Source organism: Streptomyces sp. MB09-01 (assembly GCF_033794505.1).
Lineage (GTDB): Bacteria > Actinomycetota > Actinomycetes > Streptomycetales > Streptomycetaceae > Streptomyces.
This window is the reverse complement of sequence record NZ_JARAYQ010000090.1, coordinates 1-19,778: the sequence shown is the minus strand read 5'-3', so window position 1 is coordinate 19,778 and position 19,778 is coordinate 1. Positions and strand designations below refer to the sequence as shown.

General features: G+C 73.5%; 14 protein-coding genes. 7 read left to right on the top strand and 7 right to left on the bottom strand.

Going from position 1 to position 19,778, the window contains the following annotated elements; all coding sequences use genetic code 11:
• Window positions 1-91: 91 nt before the first annotated feature.
• Window positions 92-3,622 carry a transcription-repair coupling factor gene (mfd, locus tag PV721_RS20095; RefSeq protein WP_319726296.1) on the bottom strand — a complete coding sequence of 1,177 codons (3,531 nt, stop codon included), beginning with the start codon at window positions 3,620-3,622 and terminating at the stop codon, window positions 92-94.
• A gap of 263 nt (window positions 3,623-3,885) precedes the next feature.
• Here mfd and PV721_RS20090 point away from each other — a divergent pair, with 263 nt between their 5' ends.
• Window positions 3,886-5,322, top strand: coding sequence for a DUF2079 domain-containing protein (locus PV721_RS20090; RefSeq protein WP_416371145.1), 1,437 nt, complete (start codon window positions 3,886-3,888; stop codon window positions 5,320-5,322).
• 160 nt (window positions 5,323-5,482) lie between these two features.
• Here PV721_RS20090 and PV721_RS20085 read toward each other — a convergent pair whose 3' ends face one another.
• Together PV721_RS20085 and PV721_RS20080 are read right to left on the bottom strand one after the other, a co-directional pair.
• Window positions 5,483-8,068 (bottom strand): ABC transporter permease, encoded by a 2,586-nt coding sequence (locus PV721_RS20085; protein ID WP_319726294.1) that lies wholly within the window; start codon window positions 8,066-8,068, stop codon window positions 5,483-5,485.
• Window positions 8,065-8,841 carry an ABC transporter ATP-binding protein gene (locus PV721_RS20080; RefSeq protein WP_376153989.1) on the bottom strand — a complete coding sequence of 259 codons (777 nt, stop codon included), beginning with the start codon at window positions 8,839-8,841 and terminating at the stop codon, window positions 8,065-8,067. The genes PV721_RS20085 and PV721_RS20080 overlap by 4 nt, the downstream gene beginning before the upstream one ends.
• A 383-nt stretch (window positions 8,842-9,224) precedes the next feature.
• On the opposite strand from PV721_RS20080, the gene PV721_RS20075 reads away from it, so the two are divergent.
• Together PV721_RS20075 and PV721_RS20070 are read left to right on the top strand one after the other, a co-directional pair.
• Entirely contained in the window at window positions 9,225-10,907 is a 1,683-nt protein-coding gene (locus tag PV721_RS20075; RefSeq protein ID WP_319726290.1) for an MFS transporter, read from the top strand.
• 142 nt (window positions 10,908-11,049) lie between these two features.
• Window positions 11,050-11,919: a hypothetical protein gene (locus PV721_RS20070; RefSeq protein WP_319726288.1), complete on the top strand. Its 870-nt coding sequence runs from the start codon at window positions 11,050-11,052 to the stop codon at window positions 11,917-11,919.
• Between the two features lie 573 nt (window positions 11,920-12,492).
• Here PV721_RS20070 and PV721_RS20065 read toward each other — a convergent pair.
• Complete coding sequence (locus tag PV721_RS20065; RefSeq protein WP_319726286.1) at window positions 12,493-13,056, bottom strand: CGNR zinc finger domain-containing protein; 564 nt, start codon at window positions 13,054-13,056, stop codon at window positions 12,493-12,495.
• An 82-nt stretch (window positions 13,057-13,138) separates the two neighbouring features.
• Between PV721_RS20065 and PV721_RS20060 the strand changes: the two genes are divergently transcribed.
• Together PV721_RS20060 and PV721_RS20055 are read left to right on the top strand one after the other, a co-directional pair.
• Window positions 13,139-13,687, top strand: coding sequence for an alpha/beta fold hydrolase (locus tag PV721_RS20060; RefSeq protein ID WP_319726284.1), 549 nt, complete (start codon window positions 13,139-13,141; stop codon window positions 13,685-13,687).
• Between the two features lie 146 nt (window positions 13,688-13,833).
• Window positions 13,834-14,034 (top strand): hypothetical protein, encoded by a 201-nt coding sequence (locus tag PV721_RS20055; RefSeq protein WP_319726282.1) that lies wholly within the window; start codon window positions 13,834-13,836, stop codon window positions 14,032-14,034.
• Between the two features lie 85 nt (window positions 14,035-14,119).
• On the opposite strand, the gene PV721_RS20050 is transcribed toward PV721_RS20055, so the two are convergent.
• The 3 genes from PV721_RS20050 to PV721_RS20040 all read right to left on the bottom strand — a co-directional run bounded on the left by PV721_RS20050 (window position 14,120) and on the right by PV721_RS20040 (window position 18,742).
• Window positions 14,120-14,992 (bottom strand): cellulose-binding protein, encoded by an 873-nt coding sequence (locus PV721_RS20050; RefSeq protein ID WP_319726279.1) that lies wholly within the window; start codon window positions 14,990-14,992, stop codon window positions 14,120-14,122.
• Between the two features lie 134 nt (window positions 14,993-15,126).
• Complete coding sequence (locus tag PV721_RS20045; RefSeq protein WP_319726277.1) at window positions 15,127-17,721, bottom strand: SUKH-4 family immunity protein; 2,595 nt, start codon at window positions 17,719-17,721, stop codon at window positions 15,127-15,129.
• Between the two features lie 7 nt (window positions 17,722-17,728).
• A complete protein-coding gene (locus PV721_RS20040) occupies window positions 17,729-18,742 on the bottom strand; it encodes an SMI1/KNR4 family protein (RefSeq protein ID WP_319726275.1) in 1,014 nt (337 codons plus the stop codon).
• A gap of 230 nt (window positions 18,743-18,972) precedes the next feature.
• Between PV721_RS20040 and PV721_RS20035 the strand changes: the two genes are divergently transcribed.
• Complete coding sequence (locus tag PV721_RS20035) at window positions 18,973-19,551, top strand: YwqJ-related putative deaminase (protein WP_319726273.1); 579 nt, start codon at window positions 18,973-18,975, stop codon at window positions 19,549-19,551.
• Between the two features lie 2 nt (window positions 19,552-19,553).
• The coding region (locus tag PV721_RS20030; protein WP_319726271.1) for an SUKH-3 domain-containing protein at window positions 19,554-19,778 on the top strand (225 nt) is incomplete at its 3' end.

Genomic DNA, 19,778 nt, shown 5'->3' with positions numbered 1-19,778 from the left:
GTCCGACGCCCTCGACGCGGACGGCCCCGGCTGACGCGCGTGCCGTCGGGCCCGGGACCTCGCGATCCCGGGCCCGACGGAGGCAGTGACGCTACGAGCCGAGGATGGTGGTGAGGAACTCCCCCGTCCAGGCCAGCAGTTCCCGGCCGACCACCGGCTTGCCGCCGATCTTGCCCGCCTTCGGGCGCGGGACCAGCACCTGCGAGGTGGCGGGCTTGAGCACCGTCCCCGGGTAGAGGCGCTTGAGGCGCAGCTCCTGCGACTCGCGCAACTCCACCGGGCCGAAGCGGACGTTGTTGCCCTGGAGGGTGATGTCGCCGACCCCGCAGGCCCGGGCGAGCATCCGCAGCCCGGCCACCAGCAGCAGGTTCTCCACCGGCTCGGGCAGCTTGCCGTAGCGGTCGGTGAGCTCCTCCCGTACGGCCTTGATGTCCGCCTCGGAGTTGGCGGAGGCGATGGACCGGTACGCCTGCAGGCGCAGCCGCTCGCCGGGCGCGTAGTCGTGCGGGACGTGCGCGTCGACCGGAAGCTCGATCTTGACCTCCAGCGGCGGCTCCTCCTCCACCCCTCCCTCGACGGCGGCCCGGTAGTCGGCGACGGCCTCGCCGACCATGCGGATGTAGAGGTCGAAGCCGACGCCGGCGATGTGACCGGACTGCTCGCCGCCGAGCAGGTTGCCCGCACCGCGGATCTCCAGGTCCTTCATCGCCACGTACATGCCCGCGCCCATCTCGGTGTGCTGGGCGATGGTGGCCAGGCGCTCGTGCGCGGTCTCCGTGAGCGGCTTCTCCGGCGGGTAGAGGAAGTAGGCGTAACCGCGCTCGCGGCCACGGCCGACCCGGCCGCGCAGCTGGTGCAGCTGGGACAGGCCGAAGTTGTCGCCGCGCTCGACGATCAGGGTGTTCGCGTTGGAGATGTCGATGCCGGACTCGACGATCGTCGTCGAGACGAGGACGTCGAACTTCTTCTCCCAGAAGTCGACGACGACCTGCTCCAGCGCCTGCTCCGACATCTGGCCGTGCGCCGTCGCGATCCGCGCCTCGGGCACGATCTCGCGCAGCTTGGCGGCAGCCCGGTCGATGGACTCGACCCGGTTGTGGATGTAGAAGCACTGCCCCTCGCGCAGCAGTTCGCGGCGGATGGCCGCGCCGATCTGCTTCTCCTCGTACGGGCCGACGAAGGTGAGCACCGGGTGCCGCTCCTCCGGCGGGGTGGTGATCGTCGACATCTCGCGGATGCCGGTCACCGCCATCTCCAGGGTGCGCGGGATCGGCGTCGCGGACATGGTGAGCACGTCGACGTTGGCACGCAGCTTCTTCAGCTGCTCCTTGTGCTCCACGCCGAAGCGCTGCTCCTCGTCGACGATGACCAGGCCCAGGTCCTTGAACTTCGTCTCCTGCGAGAACAGGCGGTGGGTGCCGATCACGATGTCGACCGAGCCCTCCTTCAGCCCCTCCAGGGTGGCCTTGGACTCGGTTTCGTTCTGGAAGCGGGACAGCGCCTTCACCTTGACCGGGAACTGCGCGTACCGCTCGGAGAAGGTACCGAAGTGCTGCTGCACGAGCAGCGTGGTCGGCACGAGGACGGCGACCTGCTTGCCGTCCTGGACCGCCTTGAAGGCGGCGCGCACAGCGATCTCGGTCTTGCCGTAGCCGACGTCGCCGCAGATCAGCCGGTCCATGGGGACGGACTTCTCCATGTCCTCCTTGACCTCGGCGATGGTCGTGAGCTGGTCGGGCGTCTCCGCGTACGGGAAGGCGTCCTCCAGCTCGCGCTGCCAGGGGGTGTCCGGGCCGAAGGTGTGGCCGGGGGCCGCCATGCGGGCGCTGTACAGCTTGATGAGGTCGGCGGCGATCTCCTTGACGGCCTTCTTCGCGCGCGCCTTGGTCTTGGTCCAGTCGGCGCCGCCGAGCCGGTGCAGGGTCGGGGCCTCGCCGCCCACGTACTTGGTGACCTGCTCCAGCTGGTCGGTGGGGATGTAGAGCCGGTCGCCGGGCTGGCCGCGCTTGGCCGGCGCGTACTCCACCAGCAGGTACTCGCGGGTGGCGCCCTGCACGGTCCGCTGGACCATCTCGACGTAGCGGCCGACGCCGTGCTGCTCGTGGACGATGTAGTCGCCGGCCTCCAGGGTCAGCGGGTCGATCGTCTTGCGGCGCCGGGTCGGCATCCGGCCCAGGTCCTTGGTGGCGGTGCGCTGCCCGGTCAGGTCCGTCTCGGTGAGGACGGCGAGCTTCAGGGCCGGGTCGACGAACCCGTTGTCGACCGAGCCGCAGGCGACGTGGACGATCGACGGCTCCAGGGTGCGGAGCTCGGCCTCCAGCCGGGCCGGGATGCCCTCGCCGCCGAGCACCTCGACGGTACGGGCGGCCGGGCCGTGGCCCTCGGTGAGGTAGACGGTGTGCCAGCCGTCGGCGATCCAGCCCTTGGTGTCGGCCAGCGCCCGGGCGGTGTCGCCGCGGTAGGCCTCCGGCGCGTGCATGCCGAGCTTCAGGGTGTCGCCGCCCACCGTCTCGTCGGCGGCGAAGGGGGAGACCGACCACCACATCATGTTCAGCTCGCGGGCCCGGTCGCGGACGTCCGCGATCCCGCGCAGCGAGGCCGCGCCGACGTCGATGGGGGCCTCGCCGCCGCCCGCCGTGGCCGCCCAGGAGGCCATCAGGAACTCCTGGCTCGTCGCGACCAGGTCGGCGGCCCGGGTGCGCACCCGCTCGGGGTCGCAGACCACGGCCATCGAACCGGCGGGCAGGACGTCGATCAGCAGCTCCATGTCGTCGACGAGGACCGGGGCCAGGGACTCCATGCCCTCGACCGCGATCCCCTCGGCGATCTTGTTCAGCAGCTCTCCGAGCTCGGGATGGGCCACGGCAAGGGCCGCGGCCCGCTCCCGTACGGCCTCGGTCAGCAGCAGCTCGCGGCAGGGCGGGGCCCACAGCCCGTGCTCGGCGACCTCCAGCGAGCGCTGGTCGGCGACCTTGAAGTAACGGATCTCCTCGACCTCGTCGCCCCAGAACTCGATGCGCAGCGGGTGTTCCTCGGTGGGCGGGAACACGTCGAGGATGCCGCCGCGCACGGCGAACTCCCCGCGCTTCTCGACGAGCTCGACGCGCGCGTACGCGGCGGCGGCCAGCGCCGCCGTGACCTCCCCGAGGTCGGCGCTCCCGCCCTGGCGCAGGCTGACCGGCACCAGGTCCCCGAGCCCCTTGACCTGCGGCTGGAGCACGGACCGGATGGGAGCGACGATCACGCTCACCGGCCCGGCCGCCGGATCGTCCTTGCTGGGGTGCACGAGCCGGCGCAGGACGGCGAGCCGGCGGCCCATGGTGTCGCTGCGCGGGCTGAGCCGCTCGTGCGGGAGCGTCTCCCAGGACGGGTAGTCCACCACCTCGTCGGGGGGCAGCAGGGAGCGCAGGGCAGCGGCCAGGTCCTCGGCCTCGCGCCCGGTGGCGGTGACCGCGAGCACCGTCCGCTCGGTCCGCCGGGCCAGCGCGGCGATCGCGAAGGGCCGCGCGGCGGCGGGGCCGACCAGGTCCACGTGCATGCGCTTGCCGTCCCCGGCCGCGGTGACCGCCTCGGCGAGGGCCGGGTCCCGGGTGACGGCGTCGAGCAGTCCGTGCAGGCTCATGAAGGAGGCTTTCCGTCCGGTGAAGGGGCAACGCGAAGGGCCCGACACGTCGCACGGGCCGGGGGTTCCCACCCTACGACGCGCCCCGCCGCCACGCGCGGGGGATTCAGGTCGCCCGTGCGGGTGACGGCGCCGGCGCCCGCACGGGCCCGGACCGGAGGGCCCGTGGGAGCAACCGGGGGTGCGTTCGCACCCCTCTACGATGTCGAGGTACTGACGTCCGAGCTCGCCGAGGGGGCACGAAGGCCGTGACGAGCGATGCCATGGTCCGGCCGGAAGCCGCGCCGGATCCGGCGCGGCCGGACCCGGCGGAGGCGAAACCGGTCCAGGCGAAGCCTGCTCGGGCGAATCCGGTCGGGGGCCGGTGGGGCGGACCATACGCGGTCGCGGGCGGCCTGTTCCTCGTGTACCTCGTCCTCTCCGTCGGGCGGTTCCGGCGGATGGACTGGGCCTCGTGGGACCTGGGCATCTTCGAGCAGGCGATCCGCGCGTACGCGCACCTGCAGGAGCCCGTCGCGGACCTGAAGGGGCCGGGGGCCAACATCCTCGGCGACCACTTCAGCCCGATCATCGCGCTGGTCGCCCCCGTCTACCGGCTCTTCCCCGGCCCGCTCACCCTGCTCGTCGTGCAGGCCGCGCTGTTCGCGCTCTCCGCCGTCCCCGTCACCAGGGCGGCCGGACGGCTCCTGGGCCGGGCCCGCGGGAGCGCGATCGGCATCGCGTACGGGCTGTCCTGGGGCGTCCAGCGGGCGGTGGAGTTCGACTTCCACGAGATCGCCTTCGCCGTGCCCCTGCTGGCCTTCTCCCTGGAGGCGGTGCTCGCCCGGCGCTGGCGGGCCGCGCTGCTGTGGGCGCTCCCGCTGGTCCTCGTCAAGGAGGACCTCGGCTTCACGCTCGCCGCCCTGGCCGTGGTCGTGGCCTGGCGGGCATGGACCACCGACCGCCGGACCGCGTGGACCGCGCTCGGCGTCGCCGCCTTCGGCGCCGTCTTCGCCGTCCTCGTGTTCACCGTCTTCATACCGGCCTTCGCGACCGAGGGTTACGGCTACTGGCACAAGATCGACGGCGGCGGCCCGTTCGCCGGCACCGGCACGAAGCTCGCCACCCTGGGGTGGGTGCTGATCCCCACCTCCGGGCTGCTCGCCCTGCGCTCGCCGCTGCTGCTGGCCGCCGCGCCCACCCTCGGCTGGCGGTTCCTGTCCGGGGACGACCACTACTGGTCCACCGACTGGCACTACAGCGCCGTGCTCATGCCCGTCGTCTCCCTCGCCCTCGTCGACGCCGTCGACACCTTCCGGCGCAGCGAGCGGCCGCGGCTGCGCGCGTACTCCCTCCAGCTGCCCACCGCCGTCCTCGCCGCCGGTCTCGCCCTGGCCGCGACGGCCATGCCGACCGCGAAGCTCGCGGAGGCGCGTACGTACGAGAAGCCCGACCGGGTCACCGCCATCGAGCGGCTCCTCGACCGGATCCCCGACGGGGCCACCGTGGAGGCGGACACCACGCCGCTGACCCGGCTGACCTCCCGCTGCCGGGTCCTGTGGATCGGCGGCAGCAAGGGCGTGGTCCCCGACTGGATCACTATCGACAACTCCTCCCGGTGGGCCGGCGACCCGGTCGGCTACGCCGGCCAGCTGCACCCCGGTGAGCGGTACACCCTGGTGGGCGAGGCCGCCGGGATCGTCCTCCTGCAGCGCGGCTGACCGGCGGCTGACCGGCGGACGACGGGCGGACGACGGACGGACGACGGACGGACGGACGACGGACGGACGACGGACGGACGGACGACGGACGGACGACAAGGCGCCGGCCCGGAACCAAAGGTCCCGGGCCGGCGCCCTCCCCCGTACGACCGCGCAGCGACTACTCGCTCGCGATCGCGTTCAGAACGTTCATCCGCCCTGCCCGGAAGGCCGGGACCAGTGCGGCGAACAGACCCACGAAGGCCGAGGCGGCGAACACCCCGATGATCGTCGGCCACGGGATCTCCAGGACCTTCAGGCCCTCGAGCGCCAGCAGCTGCTGGGCACTGGCTCCCCAGCCCATGCCCAGCCCGAGGCCGAGCAGGGCGCCGAAGAGGGCGATGACCACCGACTCCAGGCGGATCATGCGGCGCAGCTGGCGGCGGGAGAGCCCGATGGCGCGCATCAGGCCGATCTCGCGGGTCCGCTCGACCACCGACAGGGCCAGGGTGTTCACGACGCCCAGGACCGCGACGATGATGGCGAGGCCTAGGAGCCCGTAGACCATGTTCAGCAGCTGGCCGACCTGGTCCTTCAGGGACTGCTTGTAGTCGGTCTGGTTGCGCACCATGTACTGCGGGTACTCCGCCATCGCCGCCTTGACCGACGTGTACGCGGCGGCGTCGGACTGCCCGTCCTTCGCGCTGGCCAGCAGCATGAAGGGAAGCGGCAGCCGGTCGGCCGGGACGTTCGCCCGGGCGACGGCGGTGCTGATGTACTTCATGCCCTTGTCGAGGTTGCCCTCGTCGCTGGTGATCGCCGCGACCTTCAGCTTGACGGTGCTGCCGCCGGTGAAGGCGACCGTCAGCTCGTCGCCGAGCTTCACGCCGTGCCGGGTGGCGTATTCGGAACCGACCGACATGGTGTTCGCCCCGTAGGCCGCCGCGTGCTCGCCGGCCACCATCTTGCGCCGGATGTCCTTGGCGTACGTCGGGTCGGTGGCGCCGAGGCCGTCCTCTTCGGTGACGCCGCCGGGCGTGGTGATCTTGGCCTCCACCTCGCGGTAGGCGGTGACGTGGTCGAGTCCCTGGGTGGCGCGCAGGGCCTGCTCGGCCTGCGGCAGCACGGGCTGCCCCGTCTCGGAGTTGATGATGTAGTCCGCGCCGACGGACTTGTCGAGTTCGTCGGTGGCCGAGGCCACCATCGAGGAGCCGACCACCGACAGGCAGGCGACCAGCGCAAGCCCGATCATCAGCGCGGCGGCGGTGGCGCCGGTGCGGCGCGGGTTGCGCAGGGCGTTGCGCTCGGCGAGCCGGCCCACCGACCCGAAGGGCCGCAGCACCACACCGGAGAGCACCCGCACCACGCCCGCCGCGAGCAGCGGGCCGATCACGATGAAGCCGATGAGGGTGAAGACGACGCCCAGGCCCAGCCACATCGATCCGGGTCCGGCCTTCTCGGCGGCGGCGGCGAGGAAGAGCCCCGCGCCGCCGATGCCGGTGAGGACCAGGCCGAGGACGGCGCGCACGACGCCGGCCTTCCTGTCGCCGGGGGTGCCGCTCTCGCGCAGAGCGGCCATCGGGGAGACCTTGCCGGCCCGGCGGGCCGGGACGAACGCGGCGACGACGGTGACGACGACACCGAGGAAGACGCCGATGACCGGGGTGGTCCAGGCGACGGTCAGATCGTCCGTCGACAGGTGCATGCCCATCTGGCCCATGAGCTCCATGAGTCCGACGGCCAGGCCCACACCCGCGCCGACGCCCAGCACCGAGCCCACGACACCGAGCAGGAAGGCCTCGACGACCACGGACTTCAGGACCTGTCCGCTGTCGGCGCCGATGGCGCGCATCAGGCCGATCTCGCGGGTGCGCTGGGCGACCAGCATCGAGAAGGTGTTGAAGATCAGGAAGATGCCGACGAGGAAGGCGATGCCGGCGAAGCCGAGCATCACGTACTTCATGACGTTCAGGAAGGAGCCGACGTCCTTGCGGTTGGCGTCAGAGGCTTCCTGGGCGGTCTGCAGCTTGTACGTGTCCGTACCGACGGCGGTGGCGATGTTCCGCTTGAGCTGCTCGTCGCTCACCCCGTCCTGGGCGGTGACGTTGACGTGGGTGAAGGAGCCGGGGGAACCGAGCAGGGCCTGCTGCGAGGTGGCCGTGTCGAAGTAGACGACGGCCGCGCCCGGGTTGGTCACGGTGAAGGTGGCGATACCGGTGATCTTGGCGCGGATGTCGCCGGTGACGGCGATGGTGCGCAGCTCGTCCCCGATCGCCAGTCCGTGCTTCTCCGCGGTGTCGGCGTCGACCATCACCTCGGTGGGCCCGCGCGGGGCCTGACCCGAGGTGATCTTCATGGACTTCAGCTCGTTGTCGCTCCAGTTCCCCGCGATGGTCGGGGCGCCGGTGGTCGAGCCCATGTTCTCGTTCTTGGAGTTGACCACCGTGACGGACATCGAGACGACGCTGCCCTCGGCGCTCTTGACGCCCTCGGCCCTGCGCACCTGCTCGACGGCCGAGCCGGCCACCATCTCTGGCCGGCCGCGCTCCGAGATCTCCTCGCCGTCCTTCGCCTGCTTCGCGCTGACCGTCACATCGGCGCTGGTGATCGCGAACAGCTTCTCGAAGGTGGTGTTCATGGTGTCGGTGAACACCAGGGTGCCGCAGACGAAGGCGACGGAGAGCAGGACCGCGACGGCGGAGAGCGCCATCCGCCCCTTGTGGGCGACGAAGTTGCGCCGCGAGGTCTTCAGGACGGTGTTGCTCATGACGTCCGCCCGCGCGCGTCGAAGTCCTTCATGCGGTCCAGGACCTGGTCGGCGGTCGGCCCGTACATCTCGTCGACGATCCGGCCGTCGGCGAGGAAGATGACGCGGTCCGCGTAGGAGGCGGCGACCGGGTCGTGGGTGACCATGACGATGGTCTGGCCGAGCTCGTCCACCGAACGGCGCAGGAAGCCGAGGACCTCGGCGCCGGCGCGGGAGTCCAGGTTTCCGGTCGGCTCGTCGCCGAAGATGATCTGCGGGCGGGCGGCGAGGGCGCGGGCGACCGCCACGCGCTGCTGCTGGCCGCCGGAGAGCTCGGTCGGGCGGTGCTTGAGCCGGCCGGCGAGACCCACGGTCTCCACGACGCGGTTCAGCCACTCCGCGTCGGGCTTGCGGCCCGCGATGTCCATGGGGAGCGTGATGTTCTCCAGGGCGTTGAGCGTGGGCAGCAGGTTGAAGGCCTGGAAGATGAAGCCGATCCGGTCGCGACGCAGCTGCGTGAGCTTCTTGTCCTTCAGCCCGGTGATCTCGGTGTCGTCCAGGTGGATGTGCCCGCTGGTCACCGTGTCGAGGCCGGCGAGGCAGTGCATCAGCGTGGACTTGCCGGAGCCGGAGGGGCCCATGATCGCGGTGAACTGGCCGCTCATGATGTCCACGTCCACGTCGTCGAGGGCGACGACGCGCGTCTCCCCGGAGCCGTAGGCCTTGACGACCTTGCGCGCCCGGGCCGCGACGGCTGCATGCCCTCCAGTACCCCCGTGCCTGGTTTCGGTCATAGCCGTTGTCACGGTCTTTCTCCCTTTTCGCCTGTGGGCGTCTGCGTGCGTCTGCGTGCGTCTGCGTGCGTCTGCGTGCCGAGTACGTGCTGCGTGCGTCGTCATGAAGTCTGCGGCGGGTGGGGGTCCGGGCACGCTGGTGCCCATCGCCGTATCCACCCGGGGGTTATCCCCACCCCCCACCACCCGGTCCGTAGGTTCCAGTTAAGGAGACGCCGGGTGGCGTCACCTCCTCCGCCGGGAGGAACCGCCCCTGGCCCCTTGTACGGAGGGCCCCCTAAGGGATGTCCACCCTCCGAGGGAGAGGGCCTGGGGGATACCGCGGGACGCGGGGGCGGTGAGAAGGTGTTCCCCGCAGTTACGTGCAGGGGGAAGGAATCTCGGTGGCCGCAGCGGAGAGCACGGGCGGAGGCCAGGACGGCATACCCGCAGGGCGCGCGGACCACCTGCCGGGGACGGCGGGGGCGGCCGTTTCGGCCACCGGCCCGCAGACACCGGCCGGTGCCGGCGCGGCCGGTGCGGGCGGCGCCGGGGAGGCCGGGAAGGGCGGCGCCGGGGACGCCGGGAAGGACGGCGGCCGGCCACCGGCCCCGGTGGTCGCCTCGCTGATGCTCGGCATGGCCCTCGTCGCCCTCGACAGCACCATCGTCGCCACCGCCGTGCCGCAGATCGTGGGCGACCTCGGCGGCTTCTCCGTCTTCTCCTGGCTCTTCTCCGGCTACCTGCTGGCCGTCACCGTCACCCTGCCCGTCTACGGGAAGCTGTCCGACACCTTCGGCCGCAAGCCCGTCCTCCTCTTCGGCATCGGCCTCTTCCTCGTCGGTTCGCTGCTGTGCGCGCTCGCCTGGAACATGGCCGCCCTGATCGCCTTCCGGATCGTCCAGGGCCTGGGCGGCGGCGCCCTCCAGGGCACGGTCCAGACCCTGGCCGCCGACCTCTACCCGCTGAAGGACCGCCCGAAGATCCAGGCCAGGATGTCGAGCGTCTGGGCCACCTCGGCCGTGGCCGGCCCGGCGCTCGGCGGGCTCCTCGCCTCGTACGCGCACTGGCGCTGGATCTTCCTGCTCAACCTGCCGCTGGCCGCCCTGGCCCTGTGGATGGTCGCCCGTCACCTGGTGGAGCCCGTACGGTCCCCCGGGCGCCGGGGTCCCGTCGACTGGGCCGGCGCCCTGGCCGTCTTCGCCTGCGGCGGGCTGCTGCTCTTCGCGCTCGTCCAGGGCGGGGTCGCCTGGCCCTGGCTGTCCGCGCCCTCGCTGGGGCTGCTGGGCGCGAGCGCGGTGCTGGCCGCGGTGGTGGTCGTGGTGGAACGCCGGGCCGAGGAACCGATCCTGCCGGGCTGGGTCTGGCGGCGGCGCACCATCGCCGCGGTCAACCTGGCCCTGGCCGCGCTCGGGCTGCTGATGGTCGCCCCGATGGTGTTCATGCCGACGTACGCCCAGTCCGTGCTCGGCCTCGGGCCCGTCGGCGCCGGGCTGGTGATGTCCGTGATGACCCTGAGCTGGCCCATCAGCGCAGCCCTCAGCCAGCACGTCTACCGGCGCATCGGCTTCCGGAACACCGCGGCCGTCGGGATCGGCCTCGCCGCGGTGATCCTGTACTCCTTCACCCTGCTGCCGCACCCCGCCCGGCCCTGGCAGCCCGCGCTGATCATGCTGCTGCTGGGCGCCGCCCTCGGCCTCTTCCAGCTCCCGCTGATCGTCGGCGTCCAGTCCACGGTGGGCTGGGCCGAGCGCGGGACCACCACGGCCTCGGTGCTCTTCTGCCGGCAGGTCGGCCAGAGCGTGGGCGCCGCCCTGCTCGCGGCCGTGGCCAACGCCACCATCGCCGCCCGCCTTGCCGACGCCCCCGTGGCCGGGCTCCCGGACCACCTCGACGACGTGGCGAAGGCACTGGAGCGGCCCGAACTGCTCCCGCGGGCCGCCGCCGACTACCTGCGCGAGGCCGTCGCCGCCGCCGTGGAGCACATCTTCCTCGGCGCGAGCGCGGCCGCCGTGGCCGCGCTGCTGATCCTGCTGCTGGTGGCGCCCCGCAGGTTCCCGGTCCTGCCGGAGCTGCGCGAGGAGTGACACGGCGCGAGCAGTGACGGCCGCGGAGCGGCGGACCAGGGGCAACGGCCGCGGGACAACAGCCGGGTTTCCACCCCGACTTGTCATGGCCAGGGCCAGTGGGAGACCCTCGTACGCAGCACCGTCATCCGGGGGGGACGACATGGCATCCGCACTGTTCGCACTGCTGTTACTGGCCGCGCTGGCCGGCCCGATCGGCCTGCGGCTGCGCCGCAGCCCGGCCTTCGTCACCGGCCGCGACGGCCGGCTCTCCACCTCCACCGCGCTCGCCCTGGCCTGGACGGTGATCCTGCTCTGGCTGCTGCTCGCGATCCTCGCGTACGGGCTCACCGCGGGCGGCGGAGTCGCGTACTTCCGGGGCGCCGACGGCCCCTTGTCCCAACTGACCACGGTGTACCTGCCGCTGCTCGGCGGCCCCTACGTGGCGCTGATCGCCGCGAAGACGGTCGTCGGCCTGCGCGTGGAGAACGGCTCGCTGGCCAAGCCGGCCGCGAAGCCGACCCGGTCGGGGCGGCGGCCGCTGCGGGAGCTGATCGCGAACGACAGCGGGCGCACGGACCTCGTCGACCTCCAGTACGTCGCGTTCAGCGCGGTCACGATGCTGTACGTGGTGCTGTTCTTCCTCGCGGACGTGGGCGGCGGGCTCCCCCGGCTGCCCGCCGAGATGTGGGCCCTGACCGGCGCCCCGGCGGGGGCCTACCTGGTGAACAAGATGGCCGTCCGCGCCAACCCGGTGATCACCGATGTCTCCGTCGCCGACGGCCTGCTCACCGTCGAGGGCGGCGGCTTCGGCCCCGGCCCCGCGGGCACCCCGGCCCAGGTGAGCGTGAACGGCGCCGCCGCCCCCGCCTTCCTCGACCCCGCGACCGGCACCCTGAGCGCCCCGCTCCCGCAGGGCACGGCCGCCCCGTTCGAAGTGACGGTCACCGCCCGGGGCCTGCGCAGCGACCCCTACCGCTACGAGTCCCCGGCGAAACCCGACGTCCCGGCCCGGCAGCAGCCGGCGGCCTGACCCGTGCCGGGTCCCCGGTGGAGCCGTCCTGGCGCGCACCCTGGCGGACGTGGCTCCGGCCCGCGCACACGCGCGAACGGCACGCCGTGATCCCCACGGCCCACGGCACCTGCACGCTGTTCGGGGAGCCCGGCCCGCGGCTGAGCGCCGACGCCGAGGCCGGGGCCGAGGCCGAGGCGCGGGAGCGCCGGCAGCTCCTCCTCGGCGAGGAAACCGTCCTGGAGATCGACGACGCCGCGCTGCCATGGCAGCTCATCCGCACGAGGCTGCGCCGCGGCGTCCACGGCCGCCTCGACGGCGTGCCGTTCACGGCGCGGGCCGCAGGCAGGGCGCTGCTGCCCGGCCGCCGGGGCGTCCGCTTCACCCTCGACGACGGGCGCACCCTGTCGTTCACGGCACGCCCCTTCCACCTGCGCCTCGTCCGGGAGACCGACGGCGAGCACGAGGTGCTCGCCGTACCCGCGCCGGCGGCCGGGAGACTGACCGGCTGGACCGGGGCGAGCTGGCCCTCCTGTGCTTCATCACCCTCTCGGGCGTGGACCGGCTCCTCGTGTCTCCGCTCCGCAAGGTCGTCTAGACGGCCTGGTCGCCCTTGTGGCGGGCGTAGTAGCGGGCCACCCGGGCCCGGTTGCCGCAGACGGAGGCAACGCACCAGCGGCGGCGGGGGTGCGCGGGAAGGAAGAGCAGCACGCAGTCGTGCGCCTCGCACTCGCGCACCTGCCCCACCCGGGGGTCCGTCAGGAGTTCCGCGACCGCCTCGGCCAGTTCGGCCGCGAGCCGCGGGGCCGGGTCGGCCGGCCGGTGCGCGGGGGCGGTCGTGCCGCCCTCCTGCGTCCAGGCCAGCACCCGGTGGGACGGCGCCGCGGCCAGGGCCCCGTTCAGCGCGGCCAGCGCCGCGGCCGGGGGCCGCTCGCCGCGCCGGGCCGCGGCGAGCGCCGGGCGCGCGGCCTCCCGTACGGCCCGTACGGCGGCCACTTCGGGCGCGCCCGCCGCGCCGACCGGGGTCAGCCGCCCGGCCTGCGCGTCCAGCCAGGCCTCGAGTCCCGCCGGGTCGGCGACGAGGTCGCCTTCGGCGGTCAGGGTGTTGAGGAGGTCCAGCGCGAGGGGTTCGCCGGTGAGCGGGAAGGTCACTGCCACCCGACTAATGCTACTGCAAGCACTTGACCCATTAGCGCTCACCGGTCAAGACTAATGCAAACGAAGCCGCAGGAGGCATGTGATGACCGCTCGCCGCACCATCCCGACCATCCAGCACCGCACTGTCGACGTGGACGGAGTCCGCATCGCCTACCGCGAGAGCGGCCCCGCCGACGGCCCCGTCCTGCTGCTCCTGCACGGCTTCCCCACCGCCTCGCACCAGTTCGCCCGCCTGATGGACGCCCTCGGCGACACCGCCCACCGTCTGATCGCCCCCGACTACCCCGGCTTCGGCCGGACCGAGGCCCCGGCCGGATTCACCTACACCTTCGACCGTCTCGCCGACACCGTGGAGGGGTTCACCGACGCCCTCGGACTCGGCCGCTACGCCCTGTACGTCTTCGACTTCGGCGCCCCCGTCGGACTGCGGCTCGCCGCGCGCCGCCCGGAACGCGTGACCGGCCTGATCGTCCAGAACGGCAACGCGTACGAGGAGGGCCTGTCCGACGCGGCCCGCGAGTTCGCCGGACTCCGGCGCGAGGTCCCCGGCAACGAGGAGCGGATCCGCGGCCTCTTCACCCTGGAGGCACCCGCTTCCAGTACGAGACCGGCGTCGCCGACACCGGCCTGATCTCCCCCGACAGCCTCACCCTCGACGTCCACCACCTCGGCCTGCCGGGCCGCGCCGACGCCCAGGCCGACCTCGCCTTCGACTACGCCTCGAACTTCGCGCACTATCCCGCCTGGCAGGCGTGGCTGCGCAGCGCGGGGGTGCCGGTGCTGGTCGTCTGGGGCGCGGGCGACCCCTTCTTCACCCCGGCGGGCGCCAAGGCCTACCTCCAGGACGCCCCGGACGCCGCCGTCCACATCTTCGAGGGCGCGGGCCACTTCGCCCTCGAAACCCACCTTCCGCAAATCGCCCCTCTGATCGAGGACTTCCTCACCGAGCTGCCCTCTTCCAGCCCTGCCGGCGTTTGAGGCGCCCTTCCAGCCCCGCCGGCGTTCGAGGCGCGGGGGTCCGGGGGCCGGCCCCCGGCAGTGGCGGCGCGCGGGCGACCCCGCGTCAGCCCTCCGCAGGAGCCCGGCCCGTAAGCGCCGCGAGGCTGGAGCGGACGTGGTTCATGTGGGCCCGCATCTCCTCCTGCGCCTCCGCATGCTCCCGCAGGATCCGCTCCGTCTCCCGCCCGACCCGCTCCTCGCGCACCCGCGCCTCCGCCACCAGCTCCGCGGCCCGCGCCTCCGCGTCCTCCTGCCCGTGCCGCGCCGATTCCTCCGCCTCCGCGAACCCCCGCCGGGCCTCCGCCAGGCGGGCCTCCGCGCACTGCTCCAGCTCGTCGAGACGCGCCTCCAGCTCCGCCTCCCGCGCCGCCAGGGCCCGTTCCGCGGCCTCCCACCGCTCCGCCTGCTCCTGCTCGCGCTCCGCGAGCTCCGCCTCCGCCCGCCGCCGCGTCTCCGCGAGCACCGCCGCCGCCTCCGCCCGCCAGGCCGCCGCATCCTCCCGCGCCTGCGCCCGTACGTCGTCCGCCTCGCGCTGCGCCCGCAGCAGGCCCTGGCGGGCCCGGACCTCCGTCTGCTCGCGCACCGCCTCCGCGTCGCCCCGGGCCAGGTCCGCCGTCCGGTCCGCCCGCGCCTGTGCCGCACCCAGCGTCGCGAACGCATCGGCCCGCGCGTCCGTCCGCAGGGCCTCCGCCTCCTCCTCCGCCAGCAGCAGGATCCGGCGGGCCCGCTCGCCCAGTTCGTCGTACGTCTGCGGGGCGAGCCCGGCCACCGCCTCCCGCAGCCGGGCCGCCTCCGCCTCCATCTGCTTGGCCAGGACCGTCAGCCGAGCCACCCGCTCCCAGGCGTCGTCGCGGCTCCCGGAGAGCCGGGCGAGATACCGGTCGACCTCTTCCATGCGGTAGCCGCGACCGCGCACGGTCGCAATGGGTGCACTCATCCTGGATGCGCCTCTCTCGCGGGGATTCCCGTCAAGGATGCGCCATTTGATCCCAGAAGCCCGAATGGCCGGGCCGAGACCCCCTCCGAGGGTCCCGACCCGGCCAATCCACCGGTCACCCGATCAGGGCGACCTCAGAGCAGTCCGTCCCACATCTGCTCCAGCAGCACCGACCACCAGCTCTCCGGCGACGCCAGCGCCGCACTGTCGAGGCCCGCCAGATTCGCCTGGAAATCGACGGTCCACCGGCCGGCCTGCTCCGGCGTCAGATGCTGGCGCAGCCGCCACATGTGACCCAGCATCGCCAGCGACCGCACGAACTGCGGCAGGCTCGAGTTCACGAACTGCGGCGGCACCGGGGCACCCCCGGGACCGCCCTCGACCGGCACCGCCACGATGTGCGCGGTCCCGTACTGCACGCAGAGCGCCTTGCCGAAGTCACTGCCGATCACCAGGTACGAACCCGCGTCCGACGCCGGCTGCACCTGCCGCTGCGCGGCCATCTCGGCCAGCGTCGGAACCGGCTGACCCGGCACCGCCTGCGCCCAGAAGAACGGCCCGAAATCGACCGGCAGACCCGACCACATCAGCGTCTGCGCCACGATCTCCGGCACACCCTGACGGGACACCGCCCGCTGGTCGAAGCGGAACACGCCCTGCGGACCGAAGGCCCCCGTCAGTTCCTGCGCGATCGCCTCCAGCGGGATCGCCGGCTGCAGCGGGACCTGCGGCAGCGGCGCCCGTACCGGCGCGGGGCGCGCCGGACCGTCCGCCACCTGGTGCAGCTCGCCCTGGTGGGTGAGCAGGTGCCGCATGCCCGCCTGACGGCCCGCGTGGTCCTTCCCGTACGGAGCCACGCTGGTGATCCGCACCTGCGGCCACGTCTCCCGGATCATCCGGGCGCAGTAACCGCCGGGCAGCTCACAGGACTCCAGCTCGGTGTGCAGCTCCAGCACCTGCTGCGGCGGCACGTTCATGGCGCGCAGCTCGTGCAGGATCTGCCACTCCGGGTGCGGGGTACCGGGCGCCGAGCGGCGGATGAGCTGCTGCTCGGAGCCGTCGGGCGCGCGGTAGCGCAGCACGGCCTGGTAGCCGGGGCCGACCGTGGGCGCACCGGTCGGGACCGGAGGCTGCGCCACGGGTCCGCCCGGCGGCGGGCCGGGCGGCGCGGGCGGCTGGCCCGTCACGGCGGGACCGGCCAGCATCGTCGCGGCATGGTCGATCCCACCACCGGGAGCACCGGGAGCACCGGGAGCGCCCGGCGGACCGGGAGGCTGCGGTACGCCGGGACCCGCGAGCATCGTCGCGGCGTGATGGGCCCCGCCACCGGGGGCCCCGGGCGGACCGGGGGGCGCCGGAGGCTGACCCGTCACGGCCGGGCCGGCCAGCATCGTCGCCGCATGGTCCAGCCCCCCACCGAGCGAACCGGGAGCACCGGGCGGACCCGGCGGACCGGGAGGCTGCGGCGCACCGGCGCCCGGAGCACCGGGCGGGCCGGGAGGCGCGGGCGGCCGGCCCGTCACGGCGGGACCGGCCAGCATCGTCGCGGCATGGTCCAGCCCACGGCCGAGCGAACCGGGGGCACCGGGAGGACCGGGAGGCTGCGGCGCACCGGCCCCCGGAGCACCGGGGGGGCCGGGAGGCGCGGGCGGCCGGCCCGCACCCGGAGCACCGGGCGCGCCGGGCGGACCGGGCGGCTGGGGCACACCGGGGCCGGCCAGCATGGTGGCCGCGTGGTGCGCCCCGCCCCCGGCCGACCCGCCGGCACCGGGAGCACCGGGCGGACCCGGCGGCGTCGACTGCTGGCCCGCGCCCGTGCCGGGCACACCGGGCGCACCGGGCGGCGTCGACGGCTGGCCCGCGGAGCCACCCGGCCGGGAGACCTGCGCCTTGCTCGTCGGCGCGTCGGCGATGTCGGCCGCCGGCGAACCCAGCGCGGGCACCACGGCGGTCCTCGGCAGCTGGCTGCCGCCCGGCATCAGCGTGGTCTTCGCCTCCGGAGCCACGCCGGAGGACGGCCGGTCCTCCAGGTCCGAACCGGACAGCGGCGGCGCGAACACGGTCGCGGGCAGCGGCACGGACGCGTCGTCCGTACCGGAGTTCACATCGGTACCCGCCCACGGCGTGGCACCGGTCGGTACCACGGCCGGAGCCGGGGCCGGGGCCGAGGCGGGAGGCACAGTCGCCGGTACGCCGTCGTTGGCCGTGGGCTCGTAGGGGATCTCGCCCCCGCGCCGCAACGGCACCGCTTCCACCGGCGCCGACGGCGAGGCCGGAGCCGCGGCAACGGCAGCGGCCGGCACGGCATCGGCGTGCTCCCCGGGAACGGAAGCCGGCGCGGGCGCGGAGGGAATCCCCGCCCGGTCCGCGGCCTCCTGCAGCCACTCCGGCGGACTCAGCATGAACGAGGTCTGCTCCGAGTCGATCCGCGGCGACGGAACCGAAGCCTCGGAAGCCGCCGCGGCGGCCACGGCCCCGTACTCCTCCTCGTACCGGCGGATCACCTCACCCACCGGCAGCCCCGGCCACAGCGTCACCTCCCCGCTGTCCCGCGCGATGACCAGCCGCTGCCGGCCACCCCCGGACACCGGACCCGCCGCACGGTCCTCCGCCCACACCACGAACCCGAGACCGAACTCCCGTACGCGCACCTCGCGGTGCTGGTACGCGGGCACGTCCCCGTTGATCCACTCCTCGGCGCGCTCCTGCGCCTGCGCAAAGGTCACCATCGCGCCGTCACCCCTCATCCGAACCGGCACGCACCGGCGGAACCGGCCCCGCCACGGGAACCGAGCGTGCGAATCCGCCGTCCACCATCAGACCGGCCACCGTCTCCAGCTCCGGCGGATTGCCCGCGAGCCGCTCCAGAAAGGCGTCGAAATCAGCACCGCACGGCAGCAACAGCCGCTCCACGCGCTCCTGTACCGACCAGCCGTCCTGGTCGCGCGCATCGTCGTACGGGGAGAACCACACCGAGCCGATGCCCTCGCCCTTCACCTTCAGCGCGAGCAGCCCGCCCTGCGCGAAGGCGACGCAGAGGTAATCCTTCGTCAGGTGGTCCCGCAAGCACTTGTTGACGTAGACCAGGTCGTTGACCGCCGCCTCCTCACGCACCGTGAAGAACGGCTGGTCCACCAGCAGACCCAGGTCCACGTCCAGGCCCGCGCCCACCGGCGCGCAGCCGCCCGCGGCCTTCAGGAACGAGCGGTACGCCTCCGGCAGCCGGTAGCCGAGATCCTCCTCGACCCCCTGCACCTGCTCCTCAAACACGGACACCACCGACTTCGGCAGCCCCATGTGCGCCGGACGCACCTCCTGCAACGGCCGCGTCCCGCGCTTCTCGTGGTCCACCGGGGCCGTCGCCAGCCCCGCGTGGTGCCGCAGCAGCGCCTTCACCTCGACCGGAACCAGCTCCATGCGCCGCGAACCCGCCACGTGGTGCCAGGTCCAGCCGTGCGGCGTCGCCACCGGGCCGACCGTGTCCCACAACTCGTGCCCGGCGGCCTTCATCGCCGCGTTCGCGGACACGTAGTCCGTCAGCCGCAACTCGTCCACGCCGAAGCCCTCCGGCGGCTCGGCGATCTCCACCGCCGCACGCGCGTACGCGGAGAAGTCCGGATGCCCGTTGCCGTCCATCCGCACCCCGTGGGGATGCCGAGCGGCCCGGACCGGGTCCGGGAAATGCACGACCTGCCCCGAGTAAGCGGCGTTGGGTGGCGCGGCCTGCTGCCCGAGCCGACCTGTCGTCATGGCGGTAGCCCCCTGCTGGATCTGGCTGGTTCACCACAGCCTATGCGCTGGGACAAGAGCCTCACCCGCACCCGACCGGCGCACCCGCCCGAGGGCCAGGAACATCCGAATTGATACGAATATTCGACCCCGCTTCCGCATGACAGGTGACATTTGACAGGCTGTCCCCGCAGCACGGGGGCGTGCGCGACAGCGGTCACCACCGCCGCCACGGGAGGGAAGGCGCGACCATGCACCACACGGCAACACGCACAGAACCGGGCGACACCGCCCCGGAGGCACCGGGCACGCCGGCAGCCGCAGGCCCGGCCGGCGAAGCCACCGGCCCCGCCGGCGACCCCCGCCTGCGCTGGAGCAGCACCGACGGCCGCCCCGTCGCACCCGTCCTGCGCTTCCGCCGCGACGGCATCCTCCCCACCGTCGCCGCCGCCCTCTCCGTACGCGGCGAAACCCTCACCGGCACCGCCGGCAAGGCCGACCAGCCCCCCGCGCTCCACCCTCTCGTACAGGACTTCCTCGACACCCTCACCAGCGGCCAGCGCGAACGTTTCACCGGCCGATGTCCCGAGGCCATCCTGCTCTCCCGCCACCTCGCCGCCGTCGAAGCCGCCCGCTCCCGGCGCGCCTCCCGCAAGCCCCTCTCCGCGAGCGAGGCCCGCCGCTCCCTCAAGCACTCCAAGATCACCGCCCGCCGCATCCGCGAGGACGGCGACCCCCTCCACGGCAGCTACGCACCCCCCTGCCGCTCCTGCGAAGCCCTCCTCGCCCACTTCGGCGTACGCCCCGTCGACCTCACCCCAGCCGAGTAGCCATGACCCCGACCTCCGCCTCCTACGACCGCTCCTCGGCGACCCGCTTCCCGGTCGCCGTGGACTCCGCCCTGCGCACGGCCGGCTGGGAACCCGGCCGCTGGGACATCAAGCAGGCCGAGTACTGGGCCGACGCGCTCCGGGACCACACCACCCCCGCCGGACACCGGCACACCGTCTTCCCCGCCGCCGTCGAGGCATGGGCCGAATTCGGCGGCCTCACGGTC